Consider the following 15,935-nt stretch of genomic DNA (forward strand, 5'->3'; position numbering starts at 1 on the left):
CGGCCGCATCCCGAACGTTGTTTACCCGTTAAAACCCCGTCCCAGCGCCGCCAGGCGTACCAGCAGCGGCGCCGGCTGCCACGCCTCGCCCTGGCGCGCGCGGGCAAACCCTTCGACCGCCTCCAGCACCTTGGGCAAACCCACGCTGTCCGCGTAATGCATCGGCCCGCCCCGGTGCAACGGGAAACCGTACCCGCTCAGGTACACCATGTCGACGTCGGATGCGCGCAGCGCAATGCCCTCCTCCACGATCTTCGCGCCTTCGTTCACCAGCGCATACACCAGGCGCTCGACGATCTCCTCGTCCGCGACCTCGCGCCGCGCCACGCCGATGTCGGCCGCATGGCGCACGACCATGTCGTTGACCGTCTGCGACGGCAGCGCCGTGCGCTCGCCCGCGCGATAGTCGTACCAGCCGGCCCCGGTCTTCTGCCCGAACCGTCCCTGTTCGCACAGCAGGTCGGGCAGCTTCGACCAGGAAAAGCCCGGCGACTCCAGCGCGCGCCGCTTGCGGATCTGCCAGCCGATGTCGTTGCCCGCCAGGTCGCTCATGCGGAACGGGCCCATGGCGAAGCCGAACGCCTCGATCGCGCGGTCGACCTGTTCCGGCAGCGCGCCTTCTTCCAGCAGGAACATGGCCTGGCGCAGGTACTGCTCCAGCATGCGGTTGCCGATGAAGCCATCGCACACGCCCGACACCACGCCGGTCTTTTTCAGCTTTTTCGACAGCGCCAGCGCGGTGGCCAGCACGTCCATGCCGGTGTGCGCGCCGGGCACGATCTCGAGCAGCTTCATCACGTGGGCCGGGCTGAAGAAATGCAGGCCGATCACGTCCTGCGCTCGCCCGGTGAATGCGGCGATCCGGTCGACGTCGAGCGTCGAGGTATTGGTGGCCAGGATCGCGCCAGGCTTCATCGTCTCGTCCAGCGCGCGGAACACGCGCTCCTTGACTTCCATGTCTTCGAACACCGCCTCGACCACGATGTCGGCCTGGGCGATGGCGTCATAGGACAGCGCGCCCTGGATCAGGGCCATGCGCTGGCCGACCTGTCCGGCTTCCAGCTTGCCCTTGCGCACGCCGCTCTCGTACACCGTGCGGATCGCGGCCAGCCCATGGTCGAGGGCGTCCTGCCGCGTCTCGAGCAGCGTCACCGGAATGCCGGCGTTGGCGAAGCTCATGGCGATCCCGCGCCCCATGGTGCCGGCGCCGACGACCGCCGCCGCCGCGATGCGGCGTAGCGGCGTGTCGGCGGCCAGGTCGGGCACCTTGGCGGCCGAACGTTCGGCGAAGAAGGCATGGCGCAGCGCCTTCGATTCGCTCGTCGTGGTCAGATGAATGAAGCATTCGCGCTCGAAGCGCAGGCCATCCTCGAACGAGGCGGCCGCCACCGAGGCCGCCACCGCTTCGACGCAGGCGCGCGGCGCCGGGAACGGCCCGGCGCTGCCATCGACCTGCGCCCGCGCGCTGGCCAGGAAGCCGGCCGCGTCGGGATGCGTCACCTGGCGATCGCGCACCTTCGGCAGCGGGCGCACAGCGGCGACCTTCTCGGCAAAGGCAATGGCGGCCGGCAGCAGCTCGGCGCCGGCGGGGAAGACTTCGTCGAACAGCGGCGAACCGGCGAGCTTCTCGGACGGGATCGCTCTGCCGCCGACGATCATGTCCAGCGCCTGTTCCAGGCCAAGCAGGCGCGGCAGGCGCTGGGTGCCGCCGGCGCCCGGGAGCAGGCCCAGCTTGACTTCGGGCAGCGCGATCTGGGCGCCCGGCAGCGCCACGCGGTAGTGGCAACCCAGCGCCAGCTCCAGCCCGCCGCCCATGGCCACCCCGTGGATCGCCGCCACCACGGGCTTGGCGGCGCCCTCGACCGCCCGGATCAGCGAATGCAGGGTCGGCTCGGTGAGCGCTTTCGGAGAATTGAACTCGCGGATGTCGGCGCCGCCCGAAAAGGCCTTGCCGGCGCCCGTGAGCACGATCGCCTTCACCGCCGGATCGCTCTCGGCCGCCTGCACGCCCTGCACGGCGGCGCTGCGCGTGGCGAGCCCCAGGCCGTTGACCGGCGGATTGTTCAGGGTGATGACGGCAACGCTGCCGTGGACCTGGTAGTCGGCGCTCATGTCTGTCGTGCTCCTTGGAGGTGGTGCTGGCTGAGCCGTCCACTATACCGCAGAAAATGCACGAACGTACTATTTAGGGCGCCGCCCCGGTCACACGTCGCGCTGGTGGCGCGCGCGCTCGATCTTCTGGTCGGTCTTGTACTGGCTGAGGGCGTAGACAGCCCAGATCGCCGCAGGCAGCCAGCCGATCAGCGTGATTTGCAGGAGCAGGCAGATGATGCCGGCGACTGGGCGCCCGATGGTGAAGAAGGTCAGCCAGGGAAGAATGAGGGCGATGAGGAGGCGCATGGAAAATCCTGTGGTCGAAAGTTGTCAAAAGTGATAACAGTCTACCTGCCCCCGCTCGCGCGCCGCGCGCTGTTGACGCCGCCGCACCCCATGCCGCCCCGATCTGCCGGCATCAAGCCGCCGGCAGCCGGTGCCCCGCATACGCCTCGCGCAGCTTGTTCTTCTGGATCTTGCCGGTGCCACCCACCGGCAGGCTGTCGGCGAACACCACGTCGTCCGGCGTCCACCACCTGGCGACCTTGCCGTCGAACCAGGCCAGCAGCGCTTCGCGCGTGACCGTCATGCCCGGCCGGCGCACCACCACCATCAACGGCCGTTCGGCCCACTTCGCATGCTGCACGCCGATGCAGGCCGCCTGCAGCACCGCCGGGTGCGACATCGCCACGTTCTCGAGCTCGATCGTCCCGATCCACTCGCCGCCCGACTTGATCACGTCCTTGCTGCGGTCGGTGATCTCCAGGTAGCCGTCGGCGTCGATGGTGGCCACGTCGCCGGTCGGGAACCAGCCGTCTTGCAGCACGTCGCCGCCCTCGCCGCGGAAATAGCCGGACACCACCCACGGTCCCTTGACCAGCAGGTGGCCAGGGGTCGCGCCATCCCAGGGTAGTTCGGCGCCGTCGTCGTCGACGATCTTCATGTCGACGCCGCAGATCGCATGGCCCTGCTTTCTCAGCACGGCGCGCTGGGCGCCCTGCGGCATGGCCGCGTGCTTCGACTGCAGCGAGCAGGCGGTGCCGAGCGGCGACATCTCGGTCATGCCCCAGGCGTGCACGACCTGGACGCCGAGGCGATCGATCAGGGCGTCCATCATCGCCGGCGGACAGGCCGAGCCGCCGATCACGGTGCGACGGAAGGTGGAGAAGCGCAAGCCGCCCTCCAGCACGTGGTTGATCAAGCCCAGCCAGACCGTGGGCACGCCGGCCGAGAAGGTCACGCCCTCGGCCTCGAACAAGTCGTACAGCGACTTGCCGTCCAGCGCCGGCCCCGGAAACACCAGCTTCGCGCCCACCAGCGGCGCCGAGTACGGCAAGCCCCAGGCGTTGACGTGGAACATCGGCACCACCGGCAGCACCACGTCGGCGCTCCCGATGGCGAGCGCGTTCGGCAGCGCCGACGCATAGGCGTGCAGCACGGTCGAGCGGTGCGAATACAACGCGCCTTTGGGGTTGCCGGTCGTGCCCGAGGTGTAGCACAGCGTCGCCGCCGAACGCTCGTCGAACTGCGGCCAGTCGTAGTCGCCAGAGGCGGCCTCGATCAGCTCTTCATAGCACAGCAGGCCGGGAATCGCGGTGGCGGGCGGCATGTGCTCGCGGCCGCACAGGGCGACGTACGCCTTGACGGTCTTGCATTCGCGCGCCATCGCCTCGACCGCCGGCAAGAAGGTGAGGTCGAAGAACAGGACCCGGTCGTCGGCATGGTTGACGATGTAGGCGATCTGTTCGGGATGCAGGCGCGGATTGATCGTGTGCAGCACCGCGCCCGAGCCGGACACGCCATAGTACAGTTCCAGGTGGCGATAGCCATTCCAGGCCAGGGTCGCGACGCGCTCGCCCATGCCCACTCCCAATGTCGCGAGGGCATTGGCCAGCTGGCGCGCGCGGCGAGCGCACTCGCGGTAGGTGGTCCGGTGCAGGTCGCCCTCGACGCGGCGCGAGACGATCTCGGTGGCGCCGTAATGGCGTGCCGCGAACTCGAGGATGCCCGAGATCAGCAGCGGCTGATCCATCATCTGGCCTGGCAAAGGCGTCATTGCATGTTCGTGCATCGCGTTTCCATGGTAAGGATGACAAGGTAGTGTCGCGCTCGTATCGGGCGCGCGTCAACCGGATTCGATGATGCACCGCATCAACGCCTTGACCCCGATCGACAATGGGCGGTTACCGGATGTAACGCCGGCCCACATCGCACCGGTGCGCGAATAGAATCGGTCGGGTGCGGTAAAATCGCGCCAACTTTGTTTACTTTTCAACGGACACTGCCATCATTGCCGACGAACTTCCACTGAACAATTCGTTCGCCGAATTGCCGCCGGCGTTTTACACGCGCCTCATGCCGACGCCGCTGCCTTCGCCCCATTTCATCGCGGCGAGCGGCCCCGCCGCCGCCCTGATCGGGCTCGATGCGGCCGATCTCGCGCGTCCCGATTTCGTTGAGGTGTTTACCGGCAACAAGGTCGCGGCGCGTTCGCAACCTCTGTCCGCCGTGTATTCCGGCCACCAGTTCGGCGTCTGGGCCGGGCAGCTGGGCGACGGCCGTGCGATCACGCTCGGCGAGGTCGGCACGCCGGACGGCCCGATGGAACTCCAGCTCAAGGGCGCCGGCCGCACGCCGTATTCGCGCATGGGCGACGGCCGCGCCGTGCTGCGCTCGTCGATCCGCGAATTCCTGTGTTCCGAAGCCATGGCCGCGCTCGGCATCCCGACCACGCGGGCGCTGGTGGTGACCGGCTCGCCCCAGCAGGTGGCGCGCGAGACCATGGAAAGCACTGCCGTGGTGACGCGCATGGCGCCCACCTTCGTGCGCTTCGGTTCCTTCGAGCACTGGGCTTCGCGCGGGGCAGAGGCCCAGCTGAAAACCCTGGCCGACTACGTCATCCGCCAGTTCTATCCGCAGTTCCAGGGCGCCGCCAACCCATACAAGGAATTGCTGGCCGAAGTCACCCGCCGCACCGCGCGCATGATCGCGCACTGGCAGGCGGTCGGCTTCATGCATGGCGTGATGAACACCGACAATATGTCGATCCTGGGCCTGACCCTCGACTACGGCCCGTTCGGCTTCATGGAGGCGTTTGACGCCAAGCACATCTGCAACCACACCGACCAGGGCGGCCGCTACTCGTATGCCAACCAGGTGCCGGTCGGCCACTGGAACTGTTATGCGCTGGGCAACGCCCTGCTGCCGCTGATCGGCGAGCCGGAAGTGGCCGAACAAGCGCTCGCCGTCTACCGTCCCGAATTCGGCCGCCAGCTCGACACCCTGCTGCATGCCAAGCTCGGCCTGAAGGAAACCCGGGACGGCGACGCGGCGCTGTTCGACAATACGTTCACGCTGCTGCAGGACAACCACGCCGATTTCACGCTGTTCTTCCGCCGCCTGGGCGAGCTGCGGGTCGACGAGCCGGCCCTGGACGAACCTTTACGCGACCTGTTCATCGACCGCGCGGCCTTCGACGCCTGGGCGCTCGACTACCGCGCCCGCCTGCGCCAGGAAGGCGGCGCCGACGCGGCCAGGCGCGACGCCATGCACAAGGTCAATCCAAAATACATCCTGCGCAACTACCTGGCGCAAATCGCCATCGAACAGGCCCAGAACGGCGATTTTGGTGGCGTGCACAAGTTGCTGGCCGTGCTGGAACGTCCGTTCGACGAGCAGCCCGGCAACGAATCCTATGCGGCCCTGCCGCCGGACTGGGCGACTCACCTCGAGGTGAGCTGCTCGTCCTGAGCCCGCCCGGGCCATATTTGGGCCTGGCCTCTCAAACCACGAAAGAGAATCATGACCGACAAAGTGACCAAGACCGACGCCGAGTGGCGCGACCAGCTCGATCCGACGGAATACCAGGTGACCCGCCACGCCGCCACCGAGCGCGCCTTCACCGGCAAGTACTGGGACCACCACGAACACGGCATCTACCACTGCGTGTGCTGCGACACCCCGCTGTTCGAATCGGACACCAAGTTCGACTCGGGCTGCGGCTGGCCCAGCTACTTCCAGGCGCTCGACCCGGCGAACGTGATCGAGAAGGTCGACCGCAGCCACGGCATGGTGCGCACCGAAGTCATCTGCGGCGTGTGCGACGCCCACCTGGGCCACGTGTTCCCCGACGGCCCGCCGCCGACCGGGCTGCGCTATTGCATCAACTCGGCCGCTATGCGGTTCGAACCGATCTGAAGGTGGCGCGTTGAAGAAATTTCTGTTCGACCTATTCCCGGTCATTCTGTTCTTTGGCGTCTACAAGTACGGCGACAGCAACCAGGACTGGGCGCATCGCATGGCCATCGAGTACCTGGGCGCGCTGGTCGCAGGCGGCGCGGTGCCGCCTGCGCAGTCGGCGATCCTGCTGGCCACCGCGGTGGCGATCGTCGCCACCGCGGTGCAGGTCGGTTACCTGCTGGTGCGCGGTCACAAGGTCGACAATATGCTGTGGATCTCGATGGCCGTGATCCTGGTTGCCGGCGGCGCCACGATTTATTTCCATGACGACCTGTTTATCAAATGGAAGCCGACCATCCTGTACTGGGCCTTCGCCGTTGGCCTGCTGGTGGCGCAGGTGTTCTACAAGAAGAACCTGATCCGTTCCGTGATGGAGGCCAATGTCAAGCTGCCGGACATGGTATGGAACCGGCTTGGCTACAGCTGGGTCCTGTTCTTCGCCAGCATGGGCGTGTTGAACTTGTTGATGGCGTTCGTGGTCTTCCGTAACGACACCAGCGCGTGGGTCAGCTTCAAGCTGTTCGGCTTTACCGGCATCATGTTCGGATTCATCGTGATCCAGATGATGATGCTTTCGAAATACATCAAGGAGGAAGAAGCATGACCACTATCGACCGCGAAGCACGCCTGCGCGCCATCCTCGAGGCCGAGCTGGCCCCGGCGTCCCTCGAGATCATCGACGACTCGCACCTGCACGCCGGCCACGCCGGCGCGGCCTCCGGCGGCAGCCATTTCACGGTCAAAATCGTGTCGCCCTGCTTCGAAGGCCTCAAGCTGGTCATGCGCCATCGTCTTGTGTATGATGCCGTTCACGATATGATCAACAAGGCGGAAATCCACGCGCTCGCCATCAACGCGACCGCGCCTTCCGAGCTGTCCTGAGTGTCGGCTTCAGGCAGTTTTAAGTAATGTGCCCGACAATTGTCACTGCTAGTCACAAGAAAACTTCTAATTTCGTCCAGCAACTATCCCCGCTACAGGAACACACATGACCTTTAAGCCAGCTCGCCTGCTGTTAGCCCTTGTCGCCGTCGCATCGGCTCCCGCTTTCGCCCAGAACCTCGCGGTGGTGAACGGCAAGGCGATCCCTTCGGCGCGCGCCGATGCCGTCGTCAAGCAGGTCGTGGCCCAGGGCCAGGGCCAGGATTCGCCGCAGCTGCGCGAAGCCGTCAAGAACGACCTGATCGCCCGCGAAGTGCTGATGCAGGAAGCCGTCAAGCAGGGCTACGACAAGAAGCCCGAAGTGCGCGAAGCGCTGGACAATGCCCGCCAGTCGATCGTCGTCAACGCCCTGGCCCGCGAATACATCACCAAGAACCCGGTGAGCGACGCCCAGATCAAGGCCGAGTACGACAAGTTCAAGGCGCAGACCGGCGACAAGGAATACCACGTGCGTCACATCCTGTTCACGACCGAAGCCGAAGCCAAGGCGGCCATCGGCAAGCTGAAAGGCGGCGCCAAGTTCGAAGACCTGGCCAAGACCTCGAAGGACACCGGCACCGCCAACAATGGCGGCGACCTGGACTGGGTCACCCCGAACGCGCTGCCGCCGGAATTCTCGGCCGGCTTCACCAAGCTGCAGAAAGGCGCGATCACCGACGTGCCGGTCAAGACCAACGCCGGTTTCCACGTGATCAAGCTGGACGATACCCGTCCGGTCAAGCTGCCGTCGCTGGAAGAAGTCAAGCCGCAGATCGCCGATTCCCTGGCGCAGGAGAAGCTGCGTGACTACCAGGAGCAAATGGTCAAGAAGGCAAAGGTGCAGTAAGATGTGCTGTCGTCGGCGCTGATCTTGCGCCGGCTTTCGTCGCCTGCGGCGATACTTTTCGTGTTTATATAGGATCTCAACAATGATTTTGAAGCCAGCCCGCCTGTTGTTAGCCATGACCGCACTGGTTGCCCTGCCTGCACTCGCGCAAAACGCTGCAACCGTCAATGGCAAGGCGATCCCGCAAGCGAGGGTCGACCAGCTGGTCAAGCAAGTCGTCGCCCAGGGCCGCGCCACCGATTCGCCTGATCTGCGCGAAGCGATCAAGAAAGACCTGATCAGCCGCGAAGTATTGATCCAGGAAGCCGACAAGCAGAACATCGGCAACCGCGCCGACGTCAAGTCCGCCATCGACAATGCCCGCCAGAGCATCATCATCAATGCGATGCTGGCCGACTACGTCAAGAAGAACCCGGTCAAGGATGCCGAGATCAAGGCCGAGTACGACAAGCAGAAAGCCATGATCGGCGACAAGGAATACCACGCCCGCCACATCCTGGTCGATTCCGAAGCCACCGCCAAGGACATCATCGCCAAGCTGAAAGGCGGCGCCAAGTTCGAAGAGCTGGCCAAGCAGTCGAAAGACGGCAGCGCCCAGAACGGCGGCGACCTGGGCTGGGCAAGCCCAGCGACCTACGTGCCTGAGTTCTCGAAAGCCATGACCGCCCTGCAAAAAGGCGCCATCACCGAGACCCCGGTCAAATCGCAGTTCGGCTTCCACGTCATCAAGCTGGAAGACGTGCGCGCGACCAAGGTCCCGCCGCTGGAAGAAGTCAAGCAGCAAGTCGCGGAAGGCCTGCAGCAGCGTCAGCTGGCGGCGTATCGCGAAAGCCTGGTCAAGAAGGCCAAGGTGCAGTAATCGCTGTTCAGCCGTTTCGAAGAGCGCTCCCGCGGGGGCGCTTTTTTCTTTTGTGGGAGTCCACATGAGCGCATCTGTTCCCGTCTTCCGCCGTGCGACCGTCGCCGATATCCCGCACATGTCCCGCGTCCGTTTATCGGTGCTTGAGAACCGGCTGCGCGACCCGGCGCGGGTCACGCCACGGATGTATGAAGACTTCCTGGAAAAGGATGGCCGCGGCTGGGTGGCGCAGGTCGATGGCGTCACCGTCGCGTTCAGCTACGCCAACAAGCTCGACGGCTCGATCTGGGCGCTGTTCGTCGATCCGGATCATGAAGGCCAGGGGCTCGCCAGACGACTGCTGCAGCTCGCGGTCGCCTGGCTGTTCGAGGTCGGGTATGCGCAGGTCACGCTGTCGACCGGAGCCGGCACGCGGGCCGAGGGGTTCTACGCCCGCCAGGGCTGGACGCGGCATGCCGACTCGGGCGACGAGATCACCTATACGCTGAACCTGGCGAGCGTCACAAGCTAACGAGGATCGCAACTTGCGAGCAGGCGGGCTGGAGATCGCTCCGCTGCCCCTCGATCGCTCGATCACGCGCCAACAAAAAACGCCTCCGAAGAGGCGTTTTTCAAACGACGTCAGCCGATCAGCCAACCCACTTGCGCGCATTGCGGAACATGCGCATCCACGGCGACTCATCACCCCACGATTCCGGCGCCCACGAATGCGTGGCGGCGCGGAACACGCGCTCGGCGTGCGGCATCAGTACGCTGAAGCGGCCGTCAGTGGTCGTGACCGAAGTCAGCCCGCCCGGCGAGCCGTTCGGGTTGAACGGATAGACTTCGGTGGCCTGGCCGCGGTTGTCGACGAAGCGCATCGCCTGGTTGACGGCGGAGAGGTCGCCGGTCAGCGAGAAGTCGGCAAAGCCTTCGCCGTGGGCGATGGCGATCGGCGCCTGGGTGCCGGCCATGCCCGCGAAGAAGATCGACGGCGAATCCAGCACTTCGACCATGCCGAAGCGCGCCTCGAACTGTTCCGACTTGTTGCGGGTGAACTTCGGCCATGCCAGCGCGCCCGGGATGATCGACTTCAGGTTGCTCATCATCTGGCAGCCGTTGCAGACACCCAGGCCGAAGGTGTCCTGGCGCTGGAAGAAGCGTGCGAACTGTTCGGAGAGTTGCGGGTTGAACAGGATCGTCTTGGCCCAGCCTTCGCCCGCGCCCAGCACGTCGCCGTACGAGAAGCCGCCGACGGCGATGATGCCGTGGAAGTCGTCCAGTTTCGCGCGGCCGGCGATCAGGTCGCTCATGTGGACGTCGATCGCGGCAAAACCGGCCTGGTGCATCACCCACGCGGTCTCGATGTGCGAGTTGACGCCCTGCTCGCGCAGGATCGCCACGCGCGGACGCACGCCGGTCGCGATGAACGGCGCGGCGACGTTGTCGAGCAGGTCGAAGCTGATCTTCGGCTGCATGCCCGGGTCGCTCTCATCGAGCAGGCGGTCGTATTCCGCATCGGCGCAGGCCGGGTTGTCGCGCAGGCGCGCGATGCGCCAGCTGGTCTCGCTCCACAGGCGGTGCAGGCTGCTGCGCGATTCGTTGTAGATCACTTTCGCATCGCGGGTGAACTCGACCGCGCCGCGGTCGTTGAGCTTACCGATGATGTGGCTGCAGGCGCCCAGGCCCTGGTCGCGCAGCACGTTCATCACCGCGCTCTTGTCCTCGACGCGCACCTGGATCACGGCGCCCAGCTCTTCACTGAACAGCGCGCGCAGCGTCATCTCGTTGCGGCGCTCGGCCACCTGGCCGGTCCAGTTCTTGGCGTCGCCCCAGTCCGATGCGTGCTCGCCTTCCATGGTCAGGATGTCGAGGTTGACCGACACGCCGGTGCGGCCGGCGAAGGCCATCTCGGCGAGCGTGGCGAACAGGCCGCCGTCCGAGCGGTCGTGATAGGCCAGCAGCTTGCCGTCCTTGTTCAGCTGCTGGATCGCGACGAAGAAGGCTTTCAGGTCTTGCGGCGAATCGACGTCCGGCACCGAGTCGCCCAGCTGCTGCGTCACTTGCGCCAGGATCGAGGCGCCCAGGCGGTTCTTGCCGCGGCCCAGGTCGACCAGGATCAGGGCGGTCTCGCCACTGTCCGTCCGCAGTTGCGGGGTCAGCGAACGGCGCACGTCGGCGACCGGCGCGAACGAGGACACGATCAGCGACACCGGCGAGACCACGGCCTTGTTCTGGCCGTCGTCGTTCCAGGTGGTGCGCATCGACAGCGAATCCTTGCCCACCGGGATCGACACGCCCAGCGCCGGGCACAGTTCCATGCCGACCGCCTTGACGGTGTCGAACAGCGCGGCGTCCTGGCCCGGCTGGCCGCAGGCCGCCATCCAGTTGGCCGACAGCTTGATGTCCGAGATGTCGTCGATCGCGGCGGCGGCGATGTTGGTGATCGCCTCGCCCACGGCCATGCGGCCCGAGGCGGCGGCGTCGATCACGGCCAGCGGGGTGCGCTCGCCCATCGCCATCGCCTCGCCCACGAAGCCTTCGAAGGCCATCGCGGTCACGGCGCAGTCGGCGACCGGTACCTGCCACGGGCCAACCATCTGGTCGCGCACGCTGGTCGCGCCCACGCTGCGGTCGCCGATCGTGATCAGGAACGATTTGTCGGCCACGGCCGGGTTGAGCAGCACGCGGCGCGCCGCCTCCGGCAGTTCGATGCCGGTCAGGTCCACCGGCGGGAAGGCGTGCTTGACGTGGGCGACGTCGCGCAGCATCTTCGGCGGTTTGCCGAGCAGCACGTCCATCGGCATGTCGACCGGCGCGTTGCATTCCTGCGGGTCGATCAGTTTCAACTGGCGCTCTTCGGTCGCGGTGCCGACCACGGCGAACGGGCAACGCTCGCGCTCGCACAGCGATGCAAATTTTATAATGTTTTCTGGCGAAATTGCCAACACATATCGCTCTTGCGACTCGTTTGACCAAATTTCCTTCGGCGCCAGCCCACTCTCTTCCAGCGGCACCTTGCGCAGGTCAAAGATCGCGCCGCGCTTGGCGTCGTTGACGATTTCCGGGAAGGCGTTCGACAGGCCGCCGGCGCCGACGTCGTGGATCGAGATGATCGGGTTGTCCTCGCCCAGCTGCCAGCAGCCGTTGATGACTTCCTGGGCGCGGCGTTCCATTTCCGGGTTGCCGCGCTGGACCGAATCGAAGTCCAGGTCGGCGGTGTTGGTGCCGGTCGCCATCGACGAGGCGGCGCTGCCGCCCATGCCGATGCGCATGCCCGGGCCGCCCAGCTGGATCAGGAGGCTGCCGACCGGGATCTCGTCCTTGTGGGTGTGGCGGGCCGAGATGCTGCCGATGCCGCCGGCGATCATGATCGGCTTGTGGTAGCCGTAGACCGCGTTCGCGGCGCCGACGTTCTGCTCATAGGCGCGGAAGTAGCCGCCCAGCACCGGCCGGCCGAATTCGTTGCTGAAGGCGGCGCCGCCGATCGGTCCTTCGATCATGATCTGCAGCGGCGAAGCGATGCGTTCGGGCTTGCCGTACACGGCTTCCGAACGCTCGCCGCCGGTGACGTCGGAGGCGTTTTCCCACGGACGGCGGGCGCCAGGGATCAGCAGGTTCGACACCGTGAAGCCGGTCAGGCCGGCCTTTGGCTTGGCGCCGCGGCCGGTCGCGCCCTCGTCGCGGATCTCGCCGCCGGCGCCGGTCGAGGCGCCCGGGAACGGCGAAATCGCGGTCGGGTGGTTGTGGGTCTCGACCTTCATCAGGGTGTGCACCAGCTCGGTCGACGCGCCGTATTCCTGGCCGTCGCGCGGGAAGAAGCGGGTGACGGTGGCGCCTTCGATGATCGACGAGTTGTCGCTATAGGCCACCACGGTGCCGCGCGGGTTCAGTTCGTGCGTGTTCTTGATCATGCCGAACAGCGATTTATCCTGCTTCACGCCGTCGATGATCCAGTCGGCGTTGAAGATCTTGTGGCGGCAGTGCTCGCTGTTCGCCTGGGCGAACATCATGAGCTCGACGTCAGTCGGGTTGCGCTGGGCGCGGGTAAACGCCTCGTGCAGGTAGTCGACTTCGTCTTCCGACATCGCCAGGCCCAGTTCCGTGTTGGCGCGTACCAGCGCCTCGCGCCCCAGTCCCAGCACGTCGATGCTTTCCAGCGGCTTGCCTTCGAGTTCGTTGAACAGGTGCTGGGCGTCGTCGGCGCTGCGCAGCACCGATTCGGTCATGCGGTCGTGCAGCAGCGCGCTGACGGCTTCCAGTTCTTCGCCGCTCAGCTTCTTGGCGGCGCCGATGCTGCTGCCCAGGATGCCGCTCTTGAGGACCACCGTGTAGCCGACGCCGCGTTCGATGCGGTGCACGTGGGCCATGCCGCAGTTGTGGGCGATGTCGGTCGCCTTCGAGGCCCAGGGCGAAATCGTGCCCAGGCGCGGAATGACGAAGAACTCCTCGGTCACGCCCTCGTACAGCGTTTCGGCAGCCGGCTCGCCATAGGTGAGCATGGCCGACAGGCGTTGCGTGTCGTCAGTGGACAGCGGTGCGCTGGTGTCGATGAAGTGGTAGAAGCGTCCCTGGACGGCGGCGATCGACGGGGCGACGGCTTGCAGTTGGCTCAGGAGGCGTTGGCTACGGAAGGCGGACAGGGCATTGGAACCCGGCAGAATCAACATGGCTTGGACAGTCGTTGATGCAGCGTGGCTGCTAGGGTGGAAGATAGCCCGCTATTATACAGCCTTGCTCTATGCTCAGGGCAGCGACCGGCTGACAACGCGGCGCTGCAGATTCCTTGATCGGATTGAAAGTTGCCGGTATCTTTACGGTAGACAATATTCCAATGTGCCCCCCACCCGGTGGCGCACCGAGCGGCACAGACGAGAGCGACGATGCAAGAAAACGGAAACCTGGCGGTACTGGTGGTCGACCCCAACCCCGGCATGCGCACCAGCCTGCAGAACATGCTGAATCTGACGGGGATCAACAAGGTCGAGTACGCGATCAACGCCAACACGGCCATCCGCCAGCTGCAGCGGCGCCCCTACGACGTCATCCTGTGCGAATACGACCTGGCCGGCGGCAGCGGCGAAGGCCAGGACGGCCAGCAACTGCTGGAAGACCTGCGTCACCACCGCCTGATCTCGGCCTCGACGATCTTCATCATGCTCACCTCCGAGGGCATCCACGACAAGGTGGTGAGCGCGGCCGAGCTGACGCCGACCGACTACGTCCTCAAGCCTTTCACCGTGGACATGCTCAGCGGACGCATCCAGCGCGCGCTGGACCGGCGCGCCGCCCTGCTCCCGGCCTGGCAGTTGGCGGCCCAGGGCAAGCTGAGCGAGGCGATCGCCGCCTGCCGCGACGGCGCTGGCGCCCAACCGCGCTACGCCGCCGACTTCGCGCGCATCCGCGCCGAACTGCACACGAGCCTGAACGAACACCACGAGGCCGCCGGAGTCTACCGCGAGATGCTGGCCGAGCGCCCCGTCGGCTGGGCTGCGCTGGGTATGGCGCGCGCCCTGTTCGCGCTCGACCAGGTCGACGACGCCCGCACCGTCCTCGAAGAACTGCTGGTCGCCCATCCGCGCCTGATGGCCGGCTACGACTTGCTGGCGCGCTGCCTGGAGGCGAGCAACGAGCCTGAGCTGGCCAAGAAGGTGCTCGAAGACGCGGTGGCGATTTCGCCGCACGTGGTGCGGCGCCTGCGCAAGCTCGGCGAAGTGGCGCTCGCGGCGGGCGACGTCGACGGCGCCGAAAAATCGTTCCGCCAGGTGGTGGCCAAGGCCCGCTACTCCGAGTTTCGCAATCCCGAAGACCACGTCAACCTGGTCAAGGCGCTGGTGACGCGCGACGACCTGTCCGGCGCCACCGGCGTGCTGCGCGACCTGGAGCGCTCGATGCGCGGCAATCCGGCGGCGGACGCCTGCCGCGCCTACGCCAACTCGCTCGTGCTCGACAAGAGCGGCAACGCCGGCGCCGCAGTGGCCGAGCTGCAGGCGGCGGTGACGGCGCTGCGCGCCGGTGGCGCGACCTCCCCTGGCCTGCGGATGGACCTGGCCAAGGCTTGCCTGGATCACCAGCTGGACGAACAGGCCTCAAACGTCATGCTCACGGTGATGAACGACACCGGCAGCGGCGTCTCGGTCGACCAGGCGATGCACGTGTTCGTCAATGCCGGCCGCACCGACATGGTCGAGGGGATGGGCCAGCAACTGCGGGCGCAGGCGCAGATCCTGCTGGGCGTGGCCGACGAGAAGCGCAATATGGGCGACGTGCGCGGCGCGGTGCAGACCCTGCTCGAGGCGCTGCACATCGCGCCGCACAATCTGCAGGTGATGGTGGCCACCGCCGGCGGCATCCTGCGCCAGGTGAACGAGCTGGGGTGGGACCACCCGCTGGGCCACACCGCGGCGAACCTGCTCGAGGCGATACAAGCGCAGGATGCGCAGCATCCGCGGCTGGCGGCGCTGGCGGATGAATACCAGGCGGCGCGCCGCAAGTACGGTATCGCGACGGCGTAGCGTAGCAATTCCTTACAAATCCCGCGTCGTGCACTTTTGGCGCAGGGCTAGAATGGATCATCGTTCCCGATGAGGGTCTGCCATGAACCTGCAGATCAAAGGCGCGGCGAAACGCCTGACTTTTTCGCTATTACTCGCATGCGGCCTGGGCGGCTGCGTGTATGCGCCGCCCTACGCCGGCTATGACACCGCTTACGCTCCCGCTGCCGGCTATTCCAGCTATCCGGCCTATCCGTCCAGCTCATACTACGGCGCGTATCCCTACGGCAGGCCTGCCTACGTCTATCCGCCGGTAACACTCGGCCTGGGATTCTCGTACTACGACCGCGGCCCGCGCCACCATGGGCACGGTCGCCACCACGGCTGGGGCCGCGGTCACGGCGGGCACCAGTGGCGCGGCCACCATGGCGGACATGGCGGGCGCCATCACGGTGGGCCCGGACGCGGACGCGGTCACCCGCACCGCTGAGCGGATCGGGCA

Annotated in this window: 13 protein-coding genes; 9 read left to right on the forward strand and 4 right to left on the reverse strand. The window is 66.1% G+C overall.

Translation table 11 applies throughout. The features are described from left to right. Nucleotides 1-21: 21 nt before the first annotated feature. The 3 genes from ABIB38_RS16260 to ABIB38_RS16270 form a co-directional block, all read right to left on the reverse strand. On the reverse strand, nucleotides 22-2,112 hold the full coding sequence (locus ABIB38_RS16260; RefSeq protein WP_429205367.1) for a 3-hydroxyacyl-CoA dehydrogenase NAD-binding domain-containing protein: 2,091 nt from the start codon (nucleotides 2,110-2,112) through the stop codon (nucleotides 22-24). Nucleotides 2,113-2,202: 90 nt separating this feature from the next. Continuing rightward, nucleotides 2,203-2,400 carry a YqaE/Pmp3 family membrane protein gene (locus ABIB38_RS16265; protein ID WP_429205369.1) on the reverse strand — a complete coding sequence of 66 codons (198 nt, stop codon included), beginning with the start codon at nucleotides 2,398-2,400 and terminating at the stop codon, nucleotides 2,203-2,205. Between the two features lie 112 nt (nucleotides 2,401-2,512). Continuing rightward, entirely contained in the window at nucleotides 2,513-4,165 is a 1,653-nt protein-coding gene (locus tag ABIB38_RS16270) for a 3-(methylthio)propionyl-CoA ligase (RefSeq protein ID WP_429205371.1), read from the reverse strand. Between the two features lie 215 nt (nucleotides 4,166-4,380). Between ABIB38_RS16270 and ABIB38_RS16275 the strand changes: the two genes are divergently transcribed. The 7 genes from ABIB38_RS16275 to ABIB38_RS16305 all read left to right on the forward strand — a co-directional run bounded on the left by ABIB38_RS16275 (nucleotide 4,381) and on the right by ABIB38_RS16305 (nucleotide 9,471). Continuing rightward, the gene (locus tag ABIB38_RS16275; RefSeq protein ID WP_429205499.1) at nucleotides 4,381-5,844 is read left to right on the forward strand and encodes a protein adenylyltransferase SelO; all 1,464 of its coding nucleotides are present in this window, start codon (nucleotides 4,381-4,383) and stop codon (nucleotides 5,842-5,844) included. 51 nt (nucleotides 5,845-5,895) lie between these two features. Beyond that, complete coding sequence (gene msrB, locus ABIB38_RS16280) at nucleotides 5,896-6,291, forward strand: peptide-methionine (R)-S-oxide reductase MsrB (RefSeq protein ID WP_429205372.1); 396 nt, start codon at nucleotides 5,896-5,898, stop codon at nucleotides 6,289-6,291. 10 nt (nucleotides 6,292-6,301) lie between these two features. Continuing rightward, nucleotides 6,302-6,937, forward strand: coding sequence for a septation protein A (locus tag ABIB38_RS16285; protein WP_429205374.1), 636 nt, complete (start codon nucleotides 6,302-6,304; stop codon nucleotides 6,935-6,937). Then, nucleotides 6,934-7,215 (forward strand): BolA family protein, encoded by a 282-nt coding sequence (locus ABIB38_RS16290; protein WP_429205376.1) that lies wholly within the window; start codon nucleotides 6,934-6,936, stop codon nucleotides 7,213-7,215. Before ABIB38_RS16285 ends, ABIB38_RS16290 begins: the two co-directional genes overlap by 4 nt. A 106-nt stretch (nucleotides 7,216-7,321) precedes the next feature. Continuing rightward, nucleotides 7,322-8,101, forward strand: a complete 780-nt coding sequence (locus ABIB38_RS16295) for a peptidylprolyl isomerase (RefSeq protein ID WP_429205377.1) — start codon at nucleotides 7,322-7,324, stop codon at nucleotides 8,099-8,101. An 82-nt stretch (nucleotides 8,102-8,183) separates the two neighbouring features. Continuing rightward, a complete protein-coding gene (locus ABIB38_RS16300) occupies nucleotides 8,184-8,960 on the forward strand; it encodes a peptidylprolyl isomerase (protein WP_429205378.1) in 777 nt (258 codons plus the stop codon). Nucleotides 8,961-9,024: 64 nt separating this feature from the next. Beyond that, nucleotides 9,025-9,471, forward strand: a complete 447-nt coding sequence (locus ABIB38_RS16305; protein ID WP_429205379.1) for a GNAT family N-acetyltransferase — start codon at nucleotides 9,025-9,027, stop codon at nucleotides 9,469-9,471. 118 nt (nucleotides 9,472-9,589) lie between these two features. Here the strand turns inward: ABIB38_RS16305 and purL are convergent, their stop codons facing one another. Beyond that, the gene (purL, locus tag ABIB38_RS16310; protein ID WP_429205381.1) at nucleotides 9,590-13,609 is read right to left on the reverse strand and encodes a phosphoribosylformylglycinamidine synthase; all 4,020 of its coding nucleotides are present in this window, start codon (nucleotides 13,607-13,609) and stop codon (nucleotides 9,590-9,592) included. Nucleotides 13,610-13,822: 213 nt separating this feature from the next. On the opposite strand from purL, the gene ABIB38_RS16315 reads away from it, so the two are divergent. Continuing rightward, on the forward strand, nucleotides 13,823-15,454 hold the full coding sequence (locus ABIB38_RS16315; protein ID WP_429205382.1) for a tetratricopeptide repeat protein: 1,632 nt from the start codon (nucleotides 13,823-13,825) through the stop codon (nucleotides 15,452-15,454). Nucleotides 15,455-15,536: 82 nt separating this feature from the next. Then, the gene (locus ABIB38_RS16320) at nucleotides 15,537-15,923 is read left to right on the forward strand and encodes a hypothetical protein (RefSeq protein WP_429205384.1); all 387 of its coding nucleotides are present in this window, start codon (nucleotides 15,537-15,539) and stop codon (nucleotides 15,921-15,923) included. Nucleotides 15,924-15,935: the final 12 nt, after the last annotated feature.

It is taken from the genome of Massilia sp. UYP11 (genome assembly GCF_050434805.1).
Classification (GTDB): Bacteria; Pseudomonadota; Gammaproteobacteria; order Burkholderiales; family Burkholderiaceae_D; genus Telluria.

Bases quoted from the DNA above. Each gene is read 5' to 3' on its own strand.
- msrB (WP_429205372.1), top strand. From the start codon at position 5,896: ATGACCGACAAAGTGACCAAGACCGACGCCGAGTGGCGCGACCAGCTC.
- ABIB38_RS16305 (WP_429205379.1), top strand. From the start codon at position 9,025: ATGAGCGCATCTGTTCCCGTCTTCCGCCGTGCGACCGTCGCCGATATC.
- ABIB38_RS16290 (WP_429205376.1), top strand. From the start codon at position 6,934: ATGACCACTATCGACCGCGAAGCACGCCTGCGCGCCATCCTCGAGGCC.
- ABIB38_RS16295 (WP_429205377.1), top strand. From the start codon at position 7,322: ATGACCTTTAAGCCAGCTCGCCTGCTGTTAGCCCTTGTCGCCGTCGCA.
- ABIB38_RS16315 (WP_429205382.1), top strand. From the start codon at position 13,823: ATGCAAGAAAACGGAAACCTGGCGGTACTGGTGGTCGACCCCAACCCC.
- ABIB38_RS16270 (WP_429205371.1), bottom strand. From the start codon at position 4,165: ATGCACGAACATGCAATGACGCCTTTGCCAGGCCAGATGATGGATCAG.
- purL (WP_429205381.1), bottom strand. From the start codon at position 13,609: ATGTTGATTCTGCCGGGTTCCAATGCCCTGTCCGCCTTCCGTAGCCAA.
- ABIB38_RS16300 (WP_429205378.1), top strand. From the start codon at position 8,184: ATGATTTTGAAGCCAGCCCGCCTGTTGTTAGCCATGACCGCACTGGTT.
- ABIB38_RS16320 (WP_429205384.1), top strand. From the start codon at position 15,537: ATGAACCTGCAGATCAAAGGCGCGGCGAAACGCCTGACTTTTTCGCTA.
- ABIB38_RS16260 (WP_429205367.1), bottom strand. From the start codon at position 2,112: ATGAGCGCCGACTACCAGGTCCACGGCAGCGTTGCCGTCATCACCCTG.
- ABIB38_RS16265 (WP_429205369.1), bottom strand. From the start codon at position 2,400: ATGCGCCTCCTCATCGCCCTCATTCTTCCCTGGCTGACCTTCTTCACC.